22 protein-coding genes are annotated in these 20,395 nt (G+C 40.7%); 7 read left to right on the plus strand and 15 right to left on the minus strand.

Features of this window, described 5'->3' with window-relative positions:
* Positions 1 to 19: 19 nt before the first annotated feature.
* The 6 genes from JVX94_RS07380 to JVX94_RS07405 form a co-directional block, all read right to left on the minus strand.
* Entirely contained in the window at positions 20 to 316 is a 297-nt protein-coding gene (locus tag JVX94_RS07380; RefSeq protein ID WP_087975489.1) for an anti-sigma factor family protein, read from the minus strand.
* Complete coding sequence (locus tag JVX94_RS07385) at positions 313 to 831, minus strand: sigma-70 family RNA polymerase sigma factor (RefSeq protein ID WP_203129771.1); 519 nt, start codon at positions 829 to 831, stop codon at positions 313 to 315. The genes JVX94_RS07380 and JVX94_RS07385 overlap by 4 nt, the downstream gene beginning before the upstream one ends.
* Entirely contained in the window at positions 831 to 1,094 is a 264-nt protein-coding gene (locus JVX94_RS07390; protein ID WP_095408392.1) for a hypothetical protein, read from the minus strand. Before JVX94_RS07390 ends, JVX94_RS07385 begins: the two co-directional genes overlap by 1 nt.
* Positions 1,084 to 3,009: a hypothetical protein gene (locus tag JVX94_RS07395; RefSeq protein ID WP_205185087.1), complete on the minus strand. Its 1,926-nt coding sequence runs from the start codon at positions 3,007 to 3,009 to the stop codon at positions 1,084 to 1,086. The genes JVX94_RS07390 and JVX94_RS07395 overlap by 11 nt, the downstream gene beginning before the upstream one ends.
* 111 nt (positions 3,010 to 3,120) lie before the next feature.
* Positions 3,121 to 3,927, minus strand: coding sequence for an inositol monophosphatase family protein (locus JVX94_RS07400; RefSeq protein WP_024426895.1), 807 nt, complete (start codon positions 3,925 to 3,927; stop codon positions 3,121 to 3,123).
* 133 nt (positions 3,928 to 4,060) lie between these two features.
* Complete coding sequence (locus tag JVX94_RS07405) at positions 4,061 to 4,249, minus strand: hypothetical protein (RefSeq protein ID WP_024424761.1); 189 nt, start codon at positions 4,247 to 4,249, stop codon at positions 4,061 to 4,063.
* 287 nt (positions 4,250 to 4,536) lie between these two features.
* Here JVX94_RS07405 and JVX94_RS07410 point away from each other — a divergent pair, with 287 nt between their 5' ends.
* Positions 4,537 to 5,172 (plus strand): DUF1054 domain-containing protein, encoded by a 636-nt coding sequence (locus JVX94_RS07410; RefSeq protein WP_095408390.1) that lies wholly within the window; start codon positions 4,537 to 4,539, stop codon positions 5,170 to 5,172.
* Between the two features lie 225 nt (positions 5,173 to 5,397).
* Here JVX94_RS07410 and JVX94_RS07415 read toward each other — a convergent pair whose 3' ends face one another.
* Positions 5,398 to 5,667: a UPF0223 family protein gene (locus JVX94_RS07415; protein WP_024424759.1), complete on the minus strand. Its 270-nt coding sequence runs from the start codon at positions 5,665 to 5,667 to the stop codon at positions 5,398 to 5,400.
* Between the two features lie 190 nt (positions 5,668 to 5,857).
* Here JVX94_RS07415 and JVX94_RS07420 point away from each other — a divergent pair, with 190 nt between their 5' ends.
* Positions 5,858 to 7,330 carry an aminotransferase class I/II-fold pyridoxal phosphate-dependent enzyme gene (locus JVX94_RS07420; protein WP_205185089.1) on the plus strand — a complete coding sequence of 491 codons (1,473 nt, stop codon included), beginning with the start codon at positions 5,858 to 5,860 and terminating at the stop codon, positions 7,328 to 7,330.
* A gap of 43 nt (positions 7,331 to 7,373) precedes the next feature.
* On the opposite strand, the gene JVX94_RS07425 is transcribed toward JVX94_RS07420, so the two are convergent.
* Positions 7,374 to 7,493: a GapA-binding peptide SR1P gene (locus JVX94_RS07425; protein ID WP_003212464.1), complete on the minus strand. Its 120-nt coding sequence runs from the start codon at positions 7,491 to 7,493 to the stop codon at positions 7,374 to 7,376.
* Between the two features lie 315 nt (positions 7,494 to 7,808).
* On the opposite strand from JVX94_RS07425, the gene JVX94_RS07430 reads away from it, so the two are divergent.
* Positions 7,809 to 8,189, plus strand: coding sequence for a hypothetical protein (locus JVX94_RS07430; RefSeq protein WP_223250976.1), 381 nt, complete (start codon positions 7,809 to 7,811; stop codon positions 8,187 to 8,189).
* A 125-nt stretch (positions 8,190 to 8,314) separates the two neighbouring features.
* Here JVX94_RS07430 and lpdA read toward each other — a convergent pair whose 3' ends face one another.
* The 5 genes from lpdA to JVX94_RS07455 all read right to left on the minus strand — a co-directional run bounded on the left by lpdA (position 8,315) and on the right by JVX94_RS07455 (position 14,354).
* Positions 8,315 to 9,727 (minus strand): dihydrolipoyl dehydrogenase, encoded by a 1,413-nt coding sequence (lpdA, locus tag JVX94_RS07435; RefSeq protein WP_039178233.1) that lies wholly within the window; start codon positions 9,725 to 9,727, stop codon positions 8,315 to 8,317.
* A 4-nt stretch (positions 9,728 to 9,731) separates the two neighbouring features.
* Positions 9,732 to 11,072 (minus strand): dihydrolipoamide acetyltransferase family protein, encoded by a 1,341-nt coding sequence (locus tag JVX94_RS07440; protein ID WP_076839494.1) that lies wholly within the window; start codon positions 11,070 to 11,072, stop codon positions 9,732 to 9,734.
* 107 nt (positions 11,073 to 11,179) lie between these two features.
* Positions 11,180 to 12,157: a pyruvate dehydrogenase complex E1 component subunit beta gene (gene pdhB / locus JVX94_RS07445; RefSeq protein WP_012009824.1), complete on the minus strand. Its 978-nt coding sequence runs from the start codon at positions 12,155 to 12,157 to the stop codon at positions 11,180 to 11,182.
* A 3-nt stretch (positions 12,158 to 12,160) separates the two neighbouring features.
* On the minus strand, positions 12,161 to 13,276 hold the full coding sequence (pdhA, locus tag JVX94_RS07450; protein WP_024424754.1) for a pyruvate dehydrogenase (acetyl-transferring) E1 component subunit alpha: 1,116 nt from the start codon (positions 13,274 to 13,276) through the stop codon (positions 12,161 to 12,163).
* A gap of 409 nt (positions 13,277 to 13,685) precedes the next feature.
* Entirely contained in the window at positions 13,686 to 14,354 is a 669-nt protein-coding gene (locus tag JVX94_RS07455; protein WP_076839492.1) for a YkyA family protein, read from the minus strand.
* Positions 14,355 to 14,587: 233 nt separating this feature from the next.
* On the opposite strand from JVX94_RS07455, the gene JVX94_RS07460 reads away from it, so the two are divergent.
* Positions 14,588 to 14,776, plus strand: a complete 189-nt coding sequence (locus JVX94_RS07460) for a YjcZ family sporulation protein (protein ID WP_181286150.1) — start codon at positions 14,588 to 14,590, stop codon at positions 14,774 to 14,776.
* Positions 14,777 to 14,887: 111 nt separating this feature from the next.
* On the plus strand, positions 14,888 to 15,445 hold the full coding sequence (gene def / locus JVX94_RS07465) for a peptide deformylase (protein WP_024424751.1): 558 nt from the start codon (positions 14,888 to 14,890) through the stop codon (positions 15,443 to 15,445).
* Positions 15,446 to 15,484: 39 nt separating this feature from the next.
* Here def and JVX94_RS07470 read toward each other — a convergent pair whose 3' ends face one another.
* Positions 15,485 to 16,264: a Cof-type HAD-IIB family hydrolase gene (locus tag JVX94_RS07470; RefSeq protein ID WP_076839490.1), complete on the minus strand. Its 780-nt coding sequence runs from the start codon at positions 16,262 to 16,264 to the stop codon at positions 15,485 to 15,487.
* Positions 16,265 to 16,660: 396 nt separating this feature from the next.
* Between JVX94_RS07470 and JVX94_RS07475 the strand changes: the two genes are divergently transcribed.
* Positions 16,661 to 16,870 (plus strand): DNA-dependent RNA polymerase subunit epsilon, encoded by a 210-nt coding sequence (locus JVX94_RS07475; RefSeq protein WP_008345114.1) that lies wholly within the window; start codon positions 16,661 to 16,663, stop codon positions 16,868 to 16,870.
* Between the two features lie 5 nt (positions 16,871 to 16,875).
* Positions 16,876 to 18,543: a ribonuclease J1 gene (rnjA, locus tag JVX94_RS07480; RefSeq protein ID WP_012009818.1), complete on the plus strand. Its 1,668-nt coding sequence runs from the start codon at positions 16,876 to 16,878 to the stop codon at positions 18,541 to 18,543.
* A gap of 40 nt (positions 18,544 to 18,583) precedes the next feature.
* Here rnjA and ade read toward each other — a convergent pair whose 3' ends face one another.
* Entirely contained in the window at positions 18,584 to 20,314 is a 1,731-nt protein-coding gene (gene ade / locus JVX94_RS07485) for an adenine deaminase (RefSeq protein WP_205185090.1), read from the minus strand.
* Positions 20,315 to 20,395: the final 81 nt, after the last annotated feature.

Below are 20,395 nucleotides of genomic sequence, written 5' to 3' on the forward strand. Positions count from 1 at the left end.
TCATCCAGATGGGGGTTTTTTATTTCAGCCAATAAAGAATGATCATCATGACGTATCCTATACCAAACGCGATACTTGCTCGATATAGCAGCTTGCCATAGTAGCGCTTTTCAAATTTTCTTTTTTCTTCCTTTTCATCTATATACGGTACGAGATCAGGAGTCTGGATAAGGATTATTGGCTCTTTCATTTCGTGATAAAGGTGACGGCAGCTCTCGCAGGATTGTATGTGATCTGCAACAATTTTATTTGTTTCTGCACTTGTGTCCCCCTCTATATAAAGTGGTAACAATTCTTCAATCAAATAACAGCTCATTTATTGAACTCCTCACAATGTAGCATTCGTTTCAGCTCTAATCTCGCTCGATGAAGGGTTGTTTTGACTTTAGATAAAGTCCAATTCAAAATTTCAGCTACTTCTTCATATGACAATTCTTGAATATCTCTTAAAATGAGGACCTCCCGATATGAATCCTTCAGCTGATGAATATGATGCCACAGCCTTTCGATGTCAGCTTGTGTTTCGATGTGATCTTCTGGTGTTGTGAACGACTGCTGCTCTAAGAAATCCATTTCTTCTACGTTCGTAAAAGTCCATTTTATTTTTCGGCGATAATCATTTACAAATGTGTGATACGCAATGGTATAAAGCCATGTTTTTATACTTGAATGTCCCTTAAAGGAGGACAACCCATGCAGCGCCTTGATAAATACGTCCTGCGCAAGGTCCTTGGCCGTTTCCATATTTCCCGTCCGGCGATATAAATATTTGGTGATTTCCTGAAAATAATCTTCATAGATTTTTTCAATTTGATCAGCTGGTCTGGACATCAAAAATAAAACCACACAGTCATCCAAATCGATAAAACGATAAAAAAGAAGTATAACGAATAAATAAACCCTTTCATGCGTTTTAACTCGTCATAGTCATTATGGCTTTCCATCGGCGCTGAAGACTGCTTTCTTCCCGAGGCCACATGCTGAAATTGCTGTTCGTGTGCCTTCATCCAGCTGGCTGCCTCGGCTCCTAGATCCCCTTCTTGATACAGTTCATATAAGTCTTGAAAGATGGCTTGTTTTTCTTTATCTGTCAAAACGATGCACCTCTTTTGTTCGCCCATTCACTTCATAGATTTTATGCTCATTTGATCCGAAGGTTTGTATGATGACAAGCCATGAATTGTCGATGTTTCCTTCTTTGTCGATCATTCTCACAGGTTTTATTTGTTTTTTATAGATCGTATATGGTTTATACCTTTTAAGTACTTGCTGATAGACTTCCTCACGATCTTGATTAGATACTGCGTGCGGGATAGAAGAAGCAACTTGCACTCTCAACTCAATTCCATCATCCCCTTTAAACAGATTGACGACTTGAGAGGAGTGTTTAAATGTATATTGTTTACTTTCACTAGTGCCTGTTTCTTTCCTTACGTCTTTTGGCGTTTTCCCTATGATCTTTAACAAATCTTCATCGCTGACGTTCCCTTTTTTCTGTTGAAGAATCGCTTTTGACAGCTTAAAGCTGATAACTTCTTTTGTTGAGCCATTAAACAGAAACTCCGAGTGATCTTTAGTTGTGACCCTCACTTCATGCTGCCAATCAAAATAAAATTCATCAATGCCTGTGATTTGATAAGCTGGCGGCTCTATATTTAAATGTTTATAAATACTGTTGATCCTGTTTTTTATCTCCGTTTCTGTTAGATGGATTCCGTCTATATCCTTTAATTGAAAGATGGCGTTTACGTATCGCGCTTGTCGAAGCGTCCCTTTTTTCCAGGTGGCAAACGCTAAACTGTCCTCTTCATTCTGAGACATTTTTGGCAGAAGAAGAACGTCCGTCTCTCCGCCCTCTTTTTTTACAGCTAATTGAATGCGCTGTAGATCAATTGACCGCCCGCTTCTTTCGAAAAATTCGATGGTTTTTTTCCTATATTCTTTATCGGTCAGTTCCTTTCCCTCTACACGACCTCGATAAGAATATTCGCTTAATTCACCTGTAAACGCAGAAATATTCACTTCATACTGATCATCTGCAAACACGTAATGATAAGGGATAGGCTGATGACTAGCATTTAAATAAAGCGATTGATCCTCTGGTACAAATTTTGAAGCGAATGCTTTTGCACTTATTGCTGATAAAGGGCGATATTCATCTGAAAAAGTATCTACCAGTTCCGTTTTGGTGAATTGGAACATGGTATGAGGAATATTGACAATCGGGTTGAGTAATAGCAGAAAAAAGACAGCTATACAACCAGCGCCCCACTGCCTTAATCTCACCTTGTTCCGTAGTAAAGCAGATAACAAATAAATCGTCATAAAGCTTCCTGCTGCTGCTACTAAAATGACAATCGATTTAAATGTCGATTGAAGCTCATACTTCGAAATAGAAGGATAAAATATATAAAGCAAGGCTGCAAAAATCAAACTATAGAATAAAAGCAATTCCTTCCACTTCCAGTGCCAAAACAAGCGAAAGAAAAGGTGCAGCAGCAAAGCGGCAAAGCAAGCTATAACCAAAATGGTGATCATATCTCTCCATACTAGCCCCGTATCACCGCTAAGAAAGAACTTTTTGCTTTCAGCAAACACAATAAACACTGTTTGACATAAAGGCAGAAGTAATACAGATAAATCAAAAGCAAAAAACATACCTCTATTTTTTAAATAAGGAAGAGTAATCACATAGTACAGTGATGCAAGCAAGACATACCCATAGATGAGAAATTGCATGAAATCTGTCAGCACTTCAAATGTTTCGATCGTATACTGTCTAGCTAAGACTTGGTGGATCATTTCAACTGTCATACCTCCAAGCAGAACAACTCTTAATACGATTCCAGCATAGAATACATAACCACTCTTCTTTTCTTTCCATATGGGAAGTGTCATAAAAAGGACAAATAGTCCAAGTACACACCATTGAATGATGTGGATACTGTACTCGTTTAAAATAAAATACCTTTCAAAATGGAGCGATAAATCACTAAACAAATCAAACATTGATACACAATCCTTTACATGAAATTAAGGCCTCATTCGTATAGACATTCGCCTTACCAAAAAGTTTCAGGAAAAACAAAAAATCACTTCATTCTCATGAAGTGATTTCGTTTATTTTTTATTTCCGCTTCCTTTTATGTAATCATGCAAGATTTTTTCGCAAATCGATCGATTTCCGGCCACTATACTGTTTTTGTCTAGGAACGTAAGACGTTCTCCGTGGATGTTTGAGTAAACAGCCCCTACTTCATCAAGCAGTACGCAGCCCGCTGCATAATCCCACGGCGCCAGCCTTAACGTGACATATGCGTCACTTCTTCCGCTTGCAATATAAGCAAGCTCAAGTGCAGCTGATCCAATCGTTCGTGTCCCTCTCACGTCACGTACAAGACGAGCAAACGGTTTAGCATCAAAATAAGGACTTTCAATCGCCCATGTTGGATTAATACCCACAATGGCTTTTTCAATCTCCACGTCTTTTAATGGCGGGAGCAGGATATCGTTCATATAAGCTCCTTCTCCTTTGATGGCATGGTAGAGCTCGTCATGAATGACGTCATAAATAAGACCGATTTTCCCCACACCATTTTCAAATATCCCGATTGAAATGGCAAAATTGCGTTTTTGATGGACAAAGTTCATTGTGCCATCGATCGGATCAATGATCCACACAATCCCATCAAGTGAGGTTACCTCTTCCCCTTGTCCCTCTTCTCCTAAAATGTGATGATCTGAAAATGTCGATTGTATTTTTTCAATAAAAAAACGTTCTGTTTCCTTATCGATATTCGTGACAAGATCATTCGGATTTGATTTTGTTTCAATTGATAGACCTTCCTGCATGGACGCTTTAATACGGCTCCCCGCTTCTTTTACCCAAAGCTTTGCAAGACGGTCAATTTCCACCCAGTTTGTCATCAGATTGTAAACCTCTTTTCTATGTAGAACCTATTTGTAATAGCATACTGATATTATGTACGTAAAAGCAAGAAAAAAGCAGCTTCATACAAAAACGAACCGATGAATTGGTTCGTTTTTACCTCACCCTGTTTTACCCTTGAAGCTGCTCCCATTCTTTTCTTAGGCGCTCAAGCTTTCGTTTGCTTCGTTCAATTTGGATGTCATCTTTTTGTTCGATGGCTTCATGAAGCGTAGAAAGCTCATAATCAACCTCTAATCTCCACACAGCGATGCGATTCTTCTTCTCCTGTCTATACCCCTGCTTCACGATTTGCTTCATTGGTCAACGCCCCTTCCAGAGAATGATTCATTCCTTGTCAGTTTTCATTGATAAAAAATTCAATCGATAAGAGAAATGGTTCTTGCTTATATCGTATGAAGCGATCGCATAACCGCAACGACATTCTGAAAATTGTGTCTTTACCTATTGATTATGTACCACAAAATGAATGGTTTTAAACGCTGCACCACGTCCTTTACAATCTTTGATCTGACGGTGCATCTTTTTTTGAGCTTGACCCAAGCTATGATAAAATATGATCAGCGAAAAGATACAGGAGGCATAACATGGGTGAAATGCGTTTTAGAGATGAAGATTTTGAGACATTCACAGTTGATGGTTTAGATGAACGAATGACTGTATTAAAAGAAAGAGTCCGTCCAAAGCTTGAGGCACTTGGTGAACATTTTGCACCACTTCTTTCTTCTATTACAGGAGACGAAATGTTTGTACACGTCGCAAAGCATGCTAGAAGATCAGTCAATCCGCCAAATGATACGTGGGTTGCTTTTGCAAACAGTAAGCGAGGATATAAAAAACTTCCTCACTTTCAAATTGGACTTTGGAAAACACATGTCTTTGTATGGTTTGCGCTCATTTATGAATCTCCAGTAAAAGGTGAGTACGGTCAGCTATTTGAAAAAGAGCTAGACACCATCCAGCAGAAAATACCGCAAGATTTTGTTTGGTCTAAAGATCATATGAAACCAGATGTCATGCGTCACAGCGAACTAGATTCCGAACAGCTGAAAACGCTGTTTGAACGTGTTCAAACAGTCAAGAAAGCCGAGCTTCTTTGCGGCATTCAGCTTCCTAGAGAGGAAGTCGTTCAAATGAATAATGAAGAATTTCTATCAAAAATTGAAAATGCCTTCCGTACGCTGACGTATCTATACCGCTTCACACAGAAAGAATCAGTATAAAAAACGAGCCTTTATAGGCTCGTTTCAATTGTTGACAAAGGGCTAAAATGATTTTGATTTTAGCCCTTTGTCTTCTTTTTCAGCGTGATAGAAAACCTTTGAAGTCTAGGAAGGACGAGTACCGGCGCGGAGCGAATTTGACATTCGTGAGCACCGGCACGCAGACCTGACACCGAATGCGAGGGTTTGTCTATATGCTGAAACGAGCCCTTATAGGCTCGTTTTTTACATACGTATAATAGCTGTCTCTTCTGCCTCTCTTGCGGTTTTCACTGCACGATAAGGGGAATACCCGCTTCCCTTTTCAAATGCCGCACAATGCGTTTTTTCCTCTGCTTTTGATGGCACAACCTCTTTAAATCGTTTATAAGCATCTAGTAACTCCTGCTTCGCAATTCCTTTTTCATAGGCTTTTTCAACAGCCTGAAAAAATGAAATGACCGCAATCTTTTCCTCTGTCGTCCAGTCGACATCCATTGGATATTGATATTCCATTTACTTGTCCCTCACTTTAATACTCATTTCTGATTTGAACTTTTATTATAGCATCTGTTTGATCAGAAACCGATTGATTTTATGCTTTACATTCCGATCAGTTCATAATATAATTCTTTTGTTTTATGCAATGAAATCTGCTGTTATTGGCACAATAATAGCAGGTATTTCGATGAAGGTGGGAAAGCAATTGTCACAACATGATACACCCTTATACACTGGACTAAAAAAACACGCAGCAGCCAATCCAGTCCAATTTCACATTCCAGGCCATAAAAAAGGAGCCGGAATGGATCCTGAATTTAGAGCATTCATTGGCGACAATGCTTTAAGCATTGACCTCATTAATATAGAACCTCTCGATGATTTACATTCACCTAAAGGGATGATAAAAGAAGCACAGGAGCTTGCTGCTGAAGCCTTCGGTGCTGATCATACGTTTTTCTCCATTCAAGGAACAAGCGGCGCCATCATGACCATGGTGATGACGGTATGCGGGCCCGGGGATAAAATCATCGTTCCGCGTAATGTCCATAAATCGATTATGTCCGCGATTGTATTTTCTGGTGCAGTTCCTGTTTTTATTCACCCAGAAATAGACAAAGAGCTTGGCATCTCTCACGGTATTACACCTGAATCAGCCAAAAAGGCGCTCACTGAGCATCCAGATGCGAAAGGTTTGCTTGTCATTAATCCAACGTATTTTGGTATTTCAGCAGACTTAAAATCAATCGTAGACATTGCCCATTCATTTGATGTGCCTGTCCTTGTCGATGAAGCACACGGTGTGCATATACATTTTCACGATAAACTTCCCCTCTCTGCGATGCAGGCAGGTGCCGACATGGCAGCAACAAGTGTCCATAAACTCGGCGGCTCTCTTACGCAGAGCTCTATTTTAAATATGAAGGAAGGACTTGTTTCAAAAGACCGCGTGCAGTCGATCTTGAGTATGCTGACGACAACGTCCACTTCTTATTTACTTTTAGCGTCACTTGATGTCGCTAGAAAGCGATTAGCCACTGAAGGAAAGGCACTTGCAGAAGAAGCCATTCGTTTGGCTGAATCAGCGAGAGACCGATTGAATCAAATTGACGGGATTAGCTGCATTGGCAAGGAAGTACTCGGTTCAGCTTCTACTTACGATTATGACCCAACGAAATTAATTATTTCCATTAAAGACCTTGGGTTAAATGGACATGATGTCGAAAAGTGGCTGAGAGAAAGTTACCGAATTGAAGTAGAACTCTCTGACCTGTACAACATTTTATGTATCGTCACCCCTGGCGATTCAGATGAAACGATTGATACGCTCGTGACAGCAATGCAGGAAATTGCCGCAGCCTCTACATGTGAGAGCGGCAAACAAGCGGTAACGGAAGTGCTGCTGCCTGAGATCCCATCGCTTGCTATGACACCGCGTGACGCCTTTTATGCCACAACAGAAGTCGTTCCGTTTAAGGAAGCAGCCGGCCGCATCATCGCAGAGTTTGTCATGGTGTACCCGCCAGGTATTCCGATTTTTATACCAGGTGAAATTATCACAGAAGAAAATGTTTCGTATATCTTTAAAAACATTGAAATTGGTCTCCCTGTCCAAGGGCCTGAAGATTCAACGCTCGAAATGATTCGTGTGATTAAGGAACAAAAACCAATTTTATAAAAAAGAAACATGCAGCCCCAAATGGAGCTGCATGCTTTTTTATTTATTCAGAGGCTTCATCACAGCAATGACAGTGACCGCATGTTCCGTATAACGTTGTCACTTTTTCATTTTCAAATTGATCAATGGTTTCATTGCAATCTTGACAAATAATTGTACCCACGTACATTCCCCTTTTCTCATTCATAGTTTGTAAGCGTTTGATCTATTTCATATCTCTATAATATGATGTCATATTTAAGTTGTCAACGGTTAATTGTATGACACATTTAATCATTTTTTATAAATATGTGCTTTTTTCTCATCATATTGAGGGAACGTTTCAATTGTATTTTTCTTCATATCAATTCTGTAACAATTGAGTAACAATCGAAAATTGTCAAAAGGGACATGATACACTAGAGTGACTAACAGGGAACAAGCTCCTAAAAATGTTGGGACAACCCCAAATGATTTTGAGGTGAATAGATTGAATTTTATGAGGACACTTCTCATTATATTCCCCATGCTCTTTGTACTTAGTTCATGCTCATTTGCGTATATCATACCGAATCAGACCGACCAAGTCCGTCATATTCAAAAACCGAGAATTCTCTTTTTTACTGATGCAGAAAATCTTGATAAAGAAAGCCCTTATTATGATGCAGTCCTCGATTTAAAAAATGAATACCCTAAGGAAATGTCAAAAATGATTGTGAAAGAAGATCGTAAAGGCTGGAAAAATGAAGTTGATGAACTTCCGGCTATTTTACTTGTCAATGATGAAAAAGTCATCGTGAAGGTTGAAGGAAATGTCCGCAGTAAACAGGAGATCTTATCGCCCTTATGCCATGCTTTGGACCGCGTCAATACAAACTAATGATATTTACCTTGCACTTATATATAACCATATGAAAAAACCCCTCACCTCATGAGGGGTTTTTCATATGGTGTTCAGGGCGCCAAAAAAACCCTCTCCATCAAGGAGAGGGTTTCATAGGTTCATTATTTTACGATGTGGATTGGGCTTCCAATTGCTACTTCAGCCGTTTCCATTGTAATTTCACCTAATGTTGGGTGAGCGTGGATTGTCATTGCGATATCTTCAGCAGTCACTCCAGCTTCAATTGCAAGGCTAAGCTCTGAAATCATATCAGAAGCGCCAACACCTGCGATTTGTGCACCGATAACTAGACCATCCTCTTTACGAGTGATCATTTTCATGAAGCCATCAGTTGCATCAAGAGAAAGTGCACGTCCGTTCGCTGCGAATGGGAATTTCGCTGCAACGATTTCGATTCCTTCTGCTTTTGCTTCTGCTTCAGTGTATCCAACAGTTGCAAGTTCTGGCTCAGAGAATACAACAGCAGGAATACCAAGGTAATCAATTTCAGCTGGCTCTCCAGCGATTGCTTCAGCTGCAATTTTACCTTCGTAAGAAGCTTTGTGAGCAAGTGGTGGTCCATCAACGATGTCACCAATTGCATAGATGTTAGATACGCTTGTACGGCATTGTTTGTCTGTTTTGACAACTCCGCGGTCAGTCAATTCAACACCAACTTGCTCAAGACCAAGCTCATCCGTGTTTGGACGACGACCAACAGTCACAAGTACGTAATCAGCATCAACTGTTTTTTCTTCGCCTTTTACTTCGAACGTAACAGTGACACCATCAGATTTTTCTTCAACGCCTTTTGCAAGTGCGTTTGTATGGATTTCAACGTTTCCTTTTTTCTTCAGATTACGTTTAACCAATGAGCTCATTTGCTTTTCGAAACCTGGAAGGATTTCGTCTCCACCTTCAAGGATTACAACTTCTGTTCCAAAGTTTGCATAAGCAGTACCAAGCTCAGTACCGATGTATCCACCACCGATGACAACTAATTTTTTAGGTACTTCTTTAAGCGCTAAAGCACCAGTTGAGTTGATCACGCGGTCTGTGTATTTAAAAGTAGGCAATTCAATTGGACGAGATCCAGTTGCAAGAATTGCATTTTTGAAAGTGTAAGTCTGTGCTGAATTTTCATCCATTACACGTACAGAGTTGCTGTCTACGAAATAAGCTTCACCTTTAACGATGTCCACTTTATTCCCTTTAAGAAGACCTTGAACTCCACCTGTTAATTTGTTTACAACAGAAGCTTTCCACTCTTGAACTTTTGTGAAATCAACTGTTACGTTTTCAGCTTTGATACCCATGTCTTCAGAATGCTTAGCATTTTCGAAACGATGGCCAGCATTGATTAATGCTTTTGAAGGAATACAGCCAACGTTTAGACATACACCGCCAAGTGTTCCTTTTTCAACGATTGTTACTTTTTGTCCAAGCTGTGCAGCACGAATAGCAGCTACATATCCACCAGGACCTGCACCGATGACAAGAGTATCTGTTTCGATTGGGAAATCTCCTACTACCATGACATTACGCCTCCATTAAAATTAATTGTGGATCATTCAATAAACGCTTGATGTGGTTAAGGGCATTTTGCGCAGTAGCTCCGTCAATCATACGGTGGTCAAAGCTTAGGGAAAGAGCTAAGACTGGAGCTGCAACGATTTCGCCATCACGAACAATCGCTTTTTCAGCGATACGGCCAATACCAAGGATCGCTACTTCTGGGTGGTTGATGACTGGAGTAAACCATTGTCCACCAGCAGAACCGATGTTTGTGATTGTGCAAGATGCACCTTTCATTTCAGCTGGAGCCAATTTACCATCACGTGCTTTTGTTGCAAGCTCATTGATTTCGTTAGAAACTTCGAAAATCGCTTTGCGATCTGCATTTTTCACAACTGGAACTAGCAAGCCTTTTTCAGTGTCAGCTGCAATTCCGATGTTGTAGTAATGCTTTTGAACAACTTCATCTGTTTTATCATCGATAGAAGTGTTAAGTACTGGGTACTTTTTCAAAGCAGAAGTTAGAGCTTTTACAACGTAAGGCAAGTAAGTTAACTTGATTCCTTGATCAGCTGCAACTTGTTTGAATTGTTTACGATGTGCAACAAGGTTTGTTACATCAACTTCATCCATTAATGTTACGTGAGGAGCTGTATGCTTAGAGTTCACCATTGCTTTCGCGATTGCTTTGCGGATTCCGCTCATTTTCTCGCGAGTTTCTGGGAATTCTCCTTCAAGAACTGGAGCTGCTGCCGCTTTAGGAGCTGCTTCTTCTTTCACACTTTCAGCTGCTTGAGGTGCTGCTTCTTGAGCTGCAGAACCACCATTAACGAAGCTGTCGATATCTTCTTTTAACACACGTCCGTTTTTACCAGAACCTGCAACTTTGTAAATTTCAATGCCTTTTTCACGAGCATATTTACGTACAGATGGCATAGCGATAACGCGTTTGTTTGGATCAGCATCTACTTGCTCTTGTGCGCCTGCACCAGTTGCTGCTGCCGCTTCTTCTTGTGCTACTTCTTTCTTCTCTGGTTCGTTACCAGCTTCAGCAGTACCTTGTACTTGAGCTTCAGTTTTTGCTTCGCCTTCTTCTTCGCTGCCTTTAAATTGAAGATTTTCGTAACCAGGTGCATCAAACGTAATGATTGTTTGTCCTACAGTTGCAACTGTTCCCTCTTCAACTTTTAATTCTAATACTTTTCCTTTAACAGGTGAAGGAATTTCTACAACTGCTTTATCATTTTGTACCTCTGCTAAAACGTCATCTTCATTGATTTCGTCGTTTGGTTTAACAAACCACTTAACGATCTCACCTTCGTGGATACCTTCTCCGATGTCCGGAAGTTTAAATTCAAATGCCACTGTTTTTCGCCTCCTAGATTTTGTTGAACCCTTGTTGTGTATATTTACACGGTCATGTAATTGATAAAGGGGAAGAGAAATAAATTCTTTTCCCCTCTGTCATTTAATTAAAATTCAAGAACTTTCTTCGCTGTTTCAAGTACGTCTTTATGGTTTGGAAGCCATACGCTCTCAGCTTGAGAGAAAGCAAATACAGTATCAGGTGCAGCTACACGAAGTACTGGTGCTTCCAAGCTAAGGATCGCTCTGTCATTGATTTCAGCTACTACGTTTGCAGCAATACCAGCTTGTTTTTGTGCTTCTTGAACAACGATCGCACGGCCTGTTTTTTCAACAGAAGCGATGATTGTTTCAATATCAAGCGGGCTTACTGTGCGAAGGTCGATAACTTCAGCAGAAACGCCTTCTTTTTCTAGCTCTTCAGCAGCTTTTAGTGATTCGTGAACCATTGCACCATAAGTGATGATTGAAAGGTCAGAACCTTCACGTTTCACGTCAGCTTTACCGATTTCAATTGTGTACTCTTCTTCAGGAACTTCCTGACGGAAAGAACGATAAAGTTTCATATGCTCAAGGAATACTACAGGATCGTTGTCACGAATTGCAGAAATTAAAAGTCCTTTTGCATCGTAAGGTGTTGAAGGAATGACAACCTTGATACCAGGCTGTTGTGCGATAAGACCTTCTAAGCTGTCAGCGTGAAGCTCAGGTGTATGAACTCCCCCACCGAATGGAGAACGGATTGTCACTGGAGAATGCCAGCGTCCGCCAGAACGGTAACGCATACGAGCCATTTGTCCAGAAACAGAATCTAACACTTCGTAAACGAATCCGAAGAATTGAATTTCCATTACTGGGCGGAATTCTTGTAGTCCAAGGCCAATAGCAAGACCGCCAATACCAGATTCAGCAAGTGGAGTATCGAATACACGATCCTCACCAAACTCTTTTTGCAATCCTTCAGTCGCACGGAATACGCCGCCGTTTTTACCAACGTCTTCTCCGAAAACGAGAACGTTTTCGTCATTTTTCAGTTCTGTGCGTAACGCATCAGTGATCGCTTGAATCATTGTCATTTGCGCCATGGCTTACTTCGACTCCTTCTGTTTGTAAATTTCAAGCTGTTCAACTAAGTTGAATGGTTTCACATCGTACATGTTTTCAATCAAGTCAGTGACTTTTTGCTTAGGCTGTTCGTCAGCTTCTTTGATTGCTTGTTTGATTTGTTCTTTTGCATCTTCGATGACTTTATTCTCTTCTTCTTCAGACCATAGGCCTTTGTTTTCCAAGAATTTGCGGTAGCGTACCAATGGATCTTTTTGCTCCCACTCGTTTTCATCTTCTTTTGTACGATATCTTGTTGGATCGTCACCAGCCATTGTATGTGGGCCGTAACGGAATGTAAGAGTTTCGATTAATGTTGGACCTTCACCATTTACAGCGCGCTCACGAGCTTCAGCAGTTGCTGCATAAACAGCTAATGCATCCATACCGTCAACTTGTACGCCTACGATACCAGCTGCAGCTGCTTTTTGTGCAATTGTTTGTGCAGCAGACTGCTTTTCAACAGGTGTAGAGATCGCATATCTGTTGTTTTGGACAACAAAAATCGCTGGCGCTTTGTAAGCCCCTGCAAAGTTAATACCTTCGTAGAAATCACCTTGTGAAGCACCACCGTCACCAGTGTAAGTGATTGCAACAGCTTTTTTACCGCGCTTTTTCAAACCAAGAGCTACACCAGCAGCTTGAATGATTTGTGCACCAATAATGATTTGCGGTGAAAGTGCATTCACATCTTCAGGCATTTGGTTACCAACAAAGTGTCCGCGAGAGAACAAGAATGCTTTTGTTAGCGGAAGACCATGCCAAATTAATTGTGGTACATCACGATATCCTGGAAGAATGAAATCTTCTTTCTCAAGTGCAAAGTGAGTTGCAAGCTGAGAAGCCTCTTGTCCAGCTGTTGGCGCATAGAAGCCAAGACGTCCTTGACGGTTCAATGAAATTGAACGTTGATCTAATACACGTGTAAACACCATACGGCGCATTAATTCTTTTAATTGGTCATCTGAAAGATCCGGCATTGCCGCTTCGTTTACGACTTCGCCTTTTTCGTTTAAAATTTGAAACGTTTCAAACTGCTTTTTGATGGCATCAAATTGCTTTTTGCTATCAACAATTGCTTTTTTTGTTTTTGCAGCCATTCTAAAGTCACCTCTTCCTTTCTTTTAACAGTCCATTTGTCGTGAATCCATTTATACATACAGATATAGGATAACCCAAAATACTCATATGACTCCTGTATATAATAGCCACTAAGATCGTTGTCGAAACATTGGTTGACCACTCGTTTTTGAGTCCTTCTAACTGTATTAACGATAGTTCACAAAAAACTAATACAACTTCTGTTAACAAGGAATAGTTTACAACAAGAAAAATAGTCCGTCAATTGATTTAACGGCTTTATTTAAATAAATGTATTCGCTTTACTTTTTATGGCGAACTGTATCAATCTGTTTAACAAACAACCCGAACTGTACTAGTATAGAGTGTACTGCTGTACTACAATAGAAAATGTTTGTTTTTGTCGAAAAATAAAAAAAGAGCTGTTTTTCAGCTCTTTTTTGACTCTTGATCTGCCGCTTTATACAAAGCCTGTTTATACTCATTCAATTGGTCTGTATATTGATTGAACTTCTTACTTTCTTTTCTGACTTTACTATATGAACGATTCACGGCCTTCAGCTTAGACTTCAGCTCTTTATATCCTAAATCCTTTTTCTTTAAAGATTGATACAAATGCTGATCTTGTTTCAGCGCCTTTTGATACTCCTTGTAAAGCTGATCATATGACGCATATCGTTTCTCAATCGATTTGACCGTTTGATCGGCTTTCTCTTTTAACTCCGCATCCTTCAATCGCCCGGCAGATTCTTTTACCGTTTTCAATTCTTTTTTCGATTGATCCATGCTGTCTTTTTCTGTTTTTAAATGTTCTTCTCGTTTCGCTGCTGATGCTAACGCCTGATCAGAAAGACTTGACACTGTTTTTGTATGGTCCTTTGTTGTTTGAATCATTTTTGTATACAGCTTCTGCTCTTTTTTCTCATAGCTTTGCAGTGTACCTTGCTCTTTTTCGAAAGATGCTTCTTTTTCACTCATTTTCGTCATCGCATCCTGCATATCATTGAACGGACTTTGACCTCCGCATCCTGCCAGCAAAAGGGTACATATCCCCGCTAAAGCAGCACCTGCTTTCATGCTTCTTTTCATCTGTTTCATCACAAGGTCCCCCTTTACATCTCCACATACCACTATAATTTTTATAGGCGTTTGTGACAAGGAAAGAGGTCAGTCAGATGAGACGGAGAAGATTTTTTTCAAGCCATAGGCGCATGACTATACAAATAGTGCATTCATACATAGTTTATATTACACGCTTCGCCTTCACTTATGAGAGGCCGAGTGTATTTCCAAAGGAGGTCAAAAGTATGTCTAATTATAGTCATGGAAGTATGTATGGTGGATACGGTGGATACGGCGGTTACGGGTATGGATACGGCGGCGGCTGTTGTTACCCAAGTTATGGCGGTGGATACGGATGCGGATACGGTGGCGGACGTACATTCGCTTTAATCGTTGTGCTTTTCATCCTATTAATCATCGTTGGTGCAGCATTCTTAGGCGGCGGTGGCTGCTGCTAAGGCGGCTTAAGCCTCTGACCGGTCTCATAGGACCGGTCTTCTTTATTTCATTGCATATGTTGTGTATCATTTTATATACTTTACATACAAAGGAAATAGGAGTGAAGTTTTGTGATTACCATGGATGATATCGTAAGGGACGGACACCCCGTCTTAAGACAAACAGCTGAAGCGGTCGAGCTCCCGCCGACAGAAGAGGAAAAACAGCAATTAGCTGACATGATCGAATTCGTTAAAAACAGTCAGGATGCTGACATTGCTGAAAAATATGGACTAAGACCCGGCGTTGGATTGGCAGCTCCGCAAATCAATATTAGTAAACGGATGATCGCTGTTCACTGCGAAGATGAAGACGGAGAAGAATACAGCTATGCTCTGTTCAACCCGCGTATTGTCAGTCATTCAGTCAAAAGAGCTTATTTAGCGACTGGTGAAGGCTGCTTATCTGTTGATGAAGCTATCCCTGGATTTGTTCCTCGATATCAAAAAATCAGGGTCAAGGCGACAACTCTTGAAGGAGAGGACATTGATATCCGCCTAAAAGGGTTCCCCGCCATTGTCTTTCAGCACGAAATTGACCATTTAAATGGCATTATGTTTTATGATCATATTCAAAAGGATCAGCCATTCGCTGAACCAGAAAACTCTGTTGCAATCGGCAGATCATAATATAAAAAGAAGACCCGGCGATCTAAGGGTCTTCTTTTTTTATTCTTCAATGAGGCCAAGATGGGTCACTGCATGGAATATTCCGTCCTCATCTACTGGCTTTGTCACAAAATCGGCCAAATCTTTCAGTTCACTCACAGCATTTCCCATCGCAACGCCTGTTCCAGCAAACGAAATCATTTCTCTGTCGTTCAGTCCGTCTCCAAAGGCAATGGTGTCCTTTTGATCGTAAGGAAGTCTTTCGATGACACGTTTAATCCCTTCAGCTTTTGATCCGCCTTTTGGCAGAACGTCTGTTGACAGCTCATGCCATCTGACAAGATCAATCTCTTCGCGGAATGCCTTATACTGCACTTCCTCTTCTGCCTTACAAAATAAAAGCATTTGAAAAATGTCGTTTTCTTTAAAGAAAGACAAATCATGCTCAGGATGTTCTGTTTTTAAAGTACCGATTCCTTCATGGATAAACGGATGATTCGGCACAGACGCCTTCATCGTTTCTTCTCCCATAAAAACAAGCGGATGATCATGACGATCCGCTGTCTCATAAATCCGCTCCATCAGCTCCTGCTTCAGCGGATTGCCGTAAATAACGTCTCCCTCATACATGACATACTGACCGTTATAAGCAATGAATGAGTCAAGCCCTAATTCTTCTAATATGGGCCGAATCAGAAAAGGAGAACGCCCAGATGCAATAAAGAGGTGATGGCCTTTTTCTTTTAATAAATGAACTGCTTGCTTCGTTGACTCAGGTATTTTTTTATCATGGTCATATAAAGTACCGTCGATATCAAAGAAGATGACTTTTTTATTCATATCTCGCCCTCCTGCCCTTTGTTATGTATACACACTCCTTTTCATCATACAGAAAGATTTCCGCTTTCGAAACCAATTCCTTATGAAAACACCTATTTCCCACATATATCCATGTAACATTCATTAGAAACATCATATAATACAAGTATATAGAGAGACCGGAAACGCTGTTTTAGCTTACTTCAAACCGAAAGGAGGCGGCATATGATGCTTCGTCGTCTGCGCAAGAAAATCCGAAGACAATGGAAGGACATGCTTCGTAAAAAATCGATTGCTTAAAGGGATCTTCCGCACATTTGCCGAAGGTCCTTTTTTCTCAGAGACTTTTCTTATGCGCGTTTTTTTAATATAATAGAATAAGCGAGTGTAACATACGGTATTTAAGGAGAGATTTGGATGATATATAAGGTATTTTTTCAGGCAAGTACTACTGAGGTACCTGTAAGAGAACACACAGATTCACTATACGTTGAAGCGGTTTCTGAAAGAGACGTACGCGATAAGTTGAAAAAACATAACTACAACATTGAATTCATTCAGCCTGTAGACGGTGCTTTTTTAGACTATGAACGAGAAAGTGAAAATTTTAAAGTATTGGAGCTATGAGAGGAATGAAATTTGTTAAAAACGATCAGGCGGCGGTTTTTGCGCTCGGCGGTTTAGGCGAGATCGGTAAAAACACGTATGGCGTTCAATTTCAAGATGAAATCATTTTAATTGATGCAGGTATTAAGTTTCCTGAGGATGAGCTTCTTGGAATTGACTACGTCATCCCTGACTATACGTACTTAGTTAAAAACGAAGATAAAATCAAAGGTCTTTTCATCACTCACGGACATGAAGACCACATTGGCGGTATCCCTTACCTTCTCAAGCAAGTGAATATTCCAGTTTACGGCGGCAAACTCGCAATCGGCCTACTTCGTAATAAATTGGAAGAGCATGGTCTCTTGAGACAAACAAAACTTCACATTTTTGAAGAAGAAGATACCATTAAATTTAGAAAAACAGCTGTGTCTTTCTTTAGAACGACACACAGTATTCCAGATTCTTATGGAATTGTCGTCAAGACACCTCCTGGTAACATCGTACATACAGGTGATTTCAAGTTTGACTTTACTCCTGTTGGCGAACCTGCCAATTTAACCAAAATGGCTGAAATCGGAAAAGAAGGCGTTCTTTGTCTTTTATCTGATAGTACAAACAGTGAGATCCCAGAATTTACGATGTCTGAAAGACGCGTAGGTGAAAGCATTGATGACATCTTTAGAAAAGTCGATGGACGTATCATTTTTGCCACGTTTGCTTCAAACATTCACAGACTTCAGCAAGTGATTGAGTCTGCTGTTGCCAACGGCAGAAAAGTCGCTGTATTTGGACGCAGTATGGAGTCTGCTATTGATATTGGACAAGATCTTGGCTATATTAAATGTCCAAAAAACACGTTTATTGAACATAATGAAATCAACCGCCTTCCAGCAAACAAAGTAACCATTCTTTGTACTGGGAGCCAGGGTGAACCGATGGCAGCTCTTTCTCGTATTGCGAACGGTACTCACCGCCAGATTTCCATTAACCCTGGAGACACTGTTGTCTTCTCATCTTCACCGATTCCAGGTAACAATATTAGCGTAAGCCGCACCATTAACCAGCTTTATCGTGCCGGCGCTGAGGTCATTCATGGCTCGCTTAATAATATTCATACATCTGGTCACGGCGGACAAGAAGAACAAAAACTCATGCTCCGTTTAATTAAACCAAAATTCTTTATGCCGATTCACGGTGAATACCGCATGCAAAAAACGCATATCAAGCTTGCGAATGATTGCGGCATCCCTGAGGAAAACTGCTTTATCATGGATAACGGTGAAGTTCTTGCACTGAAAGGCGACGAAGCAAGTGTCGCTGGCAAAATTCCATCAGGCAACGTGTATATCGACGGAAGTGGTATTGGCGATATCGGAAACATCGTCTTAAGAGACCGCCGCATTCTTTCTGAAGAGGGTCTTGTCATTGTAGTCGTCAGCATGGACATGAAAGAATTTAAAATCTCTGCTGGACCTGATTTGATCTCAAGAGGTTTTGTCTACATGAGAGAATCTGGAGACCTGATCAACGATGCACAGGATTTAATTTCAAAGCATCTTGAAAAAGTAATGGAACGTAAGACAACTCAGTGGTCTGAAATTAAGAACGAAATTACTGACACTCTTGCACCTTTCCTTTATGAAAAAACAAGACGCCGCCCAATGATCTTACCGATTATTATGGAAGTGTAATCACAAAAAGAGACACAAGCCGATTGGCTGTGTCTCTTTTTTATGATTGAATTGGGAGATGCTGAAAGCTTCTGACATCAAACAAGCCCTTTGTCGTCATTTTCACATCAGGAATGACTGGGAGTGCCAAGAAGGACAGCGTCAAAAACGGATTAAAGTCTAAAGTAAAACCTGTTTCTTTTAACGCTTCATGGAGCGCATGAAGGCTTTCATTTACAAGATGTGCCGGCTGATCTGAAAGTAGACCAGAGATCGGTAATGGAAGCGTATGAAGAGACTGACCATCTTTGACAACAGTCAAACCACCTCCTGCTTCTTTTAACGCGTCAATGGCTTTCACGATATCAGCATCATTTGTGCCAACCGCAATTAAATTATGAGAATCATGCGCAACCGTTGTTGCAATCGCACCCTTTTCTAATCCAAAGCCGCTGACAACCCCTATCCCCATTTCAGATAAGCCTTGATGACGTTCGACAAGCACCATTTTTAATACATCTCTTTCTGTATCACTAGTGAATTGTCCGTTCGTTTCTGAAGGAGGGACTTGTTCTAATTTTGTTTCCAGCTGATTCGGAATAATGCGGATGACATTCATTTTTTGATGGTCTGTGATAGGCAGTACCAGATCTTGCTCTTGAACGTCTATAGCATGAACAGATTGTAATAATGCTGGACTCGGTACAATCTTTTCGACACTTGGCTTGTACTTTCCATGCTGCGCCACCAATTCTCCTGCAATAAATACGCTGGTGATGTCTACTTGATGAAGATCAGAGACAAGCATAAAATCAGCATCAAAGCCTGGCGCAATGGCTCCCTTTGTTTTGAGGCCAAAACACTCTGCTGCGTTTAAACTTCCCATTTGATACGCTAAAAATGGGTCTAACCCTTCTTTTATAGACATTCGTACTTGTTCATCAATACTTCCCTGCGCCATTAAATCATCTAAATGTTTATCATCGGTACAAAAGAAAAAGCGTCTCGCATTCTTTTCATTCACAGCTGGTAAAACGTTTTTCACGTTTTTGGCAACAGAGCCTTCTCTCAGCATGACATACATGCCTCGTTTTACACGTTCAAGGGCTTCCTCAGCTGTTGTCACTTCGTGATCTGTTTGGACACTCGCTGTGCGGTAAACGTTTATTAATCGGTCCGTTAAGCCTGCTAAATGGCCATCAATCAATTTATTCTCGTTTTGAGCATCAAGCAGCTTTTGAAGCATATCTTCTTCTGCCTGCTCCACACCGACATAATCCATCACCTCGGCAAGGCCAAGAACTTCCTTCTCTTGATAAAGGGGCTTTAAATCTTCCGCTTTTAAAACAGCACCTGATCGTTCAAAACTGACTGCCGGTACACAGGAAGGCAGCATGAAATAAATATTTAAGGCAGCTTTTCTCGCTTCTTCCAGCATAAAACGAATGCCTGTGATTCCTGACACATTGGCAATTTCATGCGGGTCTGTTACGACAGTTGTCACACCGCGCGGGACGACAGCTTTGGAGAATTCAGCAGGGGTCACCATAGAGGACTCGATATGAACGTGGCCATCAATAAAACCGGGTACAAGCATTTGACCTGCTGCATCCAGTTCCTGTTCTCCCTCGTACTCTCCAATCCCTACTATTTGTCCATTTTCAACAGCGACATCAGCGTCTATCCATTCCTGGTTAAACACATCCATAACCTTCGCATGTTTAATCACTAGGGCTGCTTTTTTTCTCTTTGCAGCTACTTCAATTTGATGTCTGAAAAGCTCCTTATCCAACGACACTGCCTCCTCCAAGTAAACAATATAATGTTTCTTATCGTAAACGAATCTGTTTGCCCAGTCAATGACATTTAGAGA

The sequence above is a fragment of the Bacillus sp. PDNC022 genome (assembly GCF_016919285.1).
Classification (GTDB): Bacteria; Bacillota; Bacilli; order Bacillales; family Bacillaceae; genus Bacillus; species Bacillus safensis.

Excerpts from the sequence above, each read along its gene's own strand:
- JVX94_RS07380 (WP_087975489.1), bottom strand. The coding sequence starts at position 316 with ATGAGCTGTTATTTGATTGAAGAATTGTTACCACTTTATATAGAGGGG.
- JVX94_RS07405 (WP_024424761.1), bottom strand. The coding sequence starts at position 4,249 with ATGAAGCAAATCGTGAAGCAGGGGTATAGACAGGAGAAGAAGAATCGC.
- JVX94_RS07395 (WP_205185087.1), bottom strand. The coding sequence starts at position 3,009 with ATGTTTGATTTGTTTAGTGATTTATCGCTCCATTTTGAAAGGTATTTT.
- JVX94_RS07385 (WP_203129771.1), bottom strand. The coding sequence starts at position 831 with ATGTCCAGACCAGCTGATCAAATTGAAAAAATCTATGAAGATTATTTT.
- JVX94_RS07460 (WP_181286150.1), top strand. The coding sequence starts at position 14,588 with ATGTATGGTGGATACGGTGGATACGGCGGTTACGGGTATGGATACGGC.
- lpdA (WP_039178233.1), bottom strand. The coding sequence starts at position 9,727 with ATGGTAGTAGGAGATTTCCCAATCGAAACAGATACTCTTGTCATCGGT.
- pdhB (WP_012009824.1), bottom strand. The coding sequence starts at position 12,157 with ATGGCGCAAATGACAATGATTCAAGCGATCACTGATGCGTTACGCACA.
- JVX94_RS07430 (WP_223250976.1), top strand. The coding sequence starts at position 7,809 with ATGAGGACACTTCTCATTATATTCCCCATGCTCTTTGTACTTAGTTCA.
- JVX94_RS07455 (WP_076839492.1), bottom strand. The coding sequence starts at position 14,354 with ATGAAACAGATGAAAAGAAGCATGAAAGCAGGTGCTGCTTTAGCGGGG.
- JVX94_RS07470 (WP_076839490.1), bottom strand. The coding sequence starts at position 16,264 with ATGAATAAAAAAGTCATCTTCTTTGATATCGACGGTACTTTATATGAC.
- JVX94_RS07415 (WP_024424759.1), bottom strand. The coding sequence starts at position 5,667 with ATGGAATATCAATATCCAATGGATGTCGACTGGACGACAGAGGAAAAG.
- JVX94_RS07410 (WP_095408390.1), top strand. The coding sequence starts at position 4,537 with ATGGGTGAAATGCGTTTTAGAGATGAAGATTTTGAGACATTCACAGTT.
- pdhA (WP_024424754.1), bottom strand. The coding sequence starts at position 13,276 with ATGGCTGCAAAAACAAAAAAAGCAATTGTTGATAGCAAAAAGCAATTT.
- JVX94_RS07400 (WP_024426895.1), bottom strand. The coding sequence starts at position 3,927 with ATGACAAACTGGGTGGAAATTGACCGTCTTGCAAAGCTTTGGGTAAAA.
- rnjA (WP_012009818.1), top strand. The coding sequence starts at position 16,876 with ATGAAATTTGTTAAAAACGATCAGGCGGCGGTTTTTGCGCTCGGCGGT.
- JVX94_RS07475 (WP_008345114.1), top strand. The coding sequence starts at position 16,661 with ATGATATATAAGGTATTTTTTCAGGCAAGTACTACTGAGGTACCTGTA.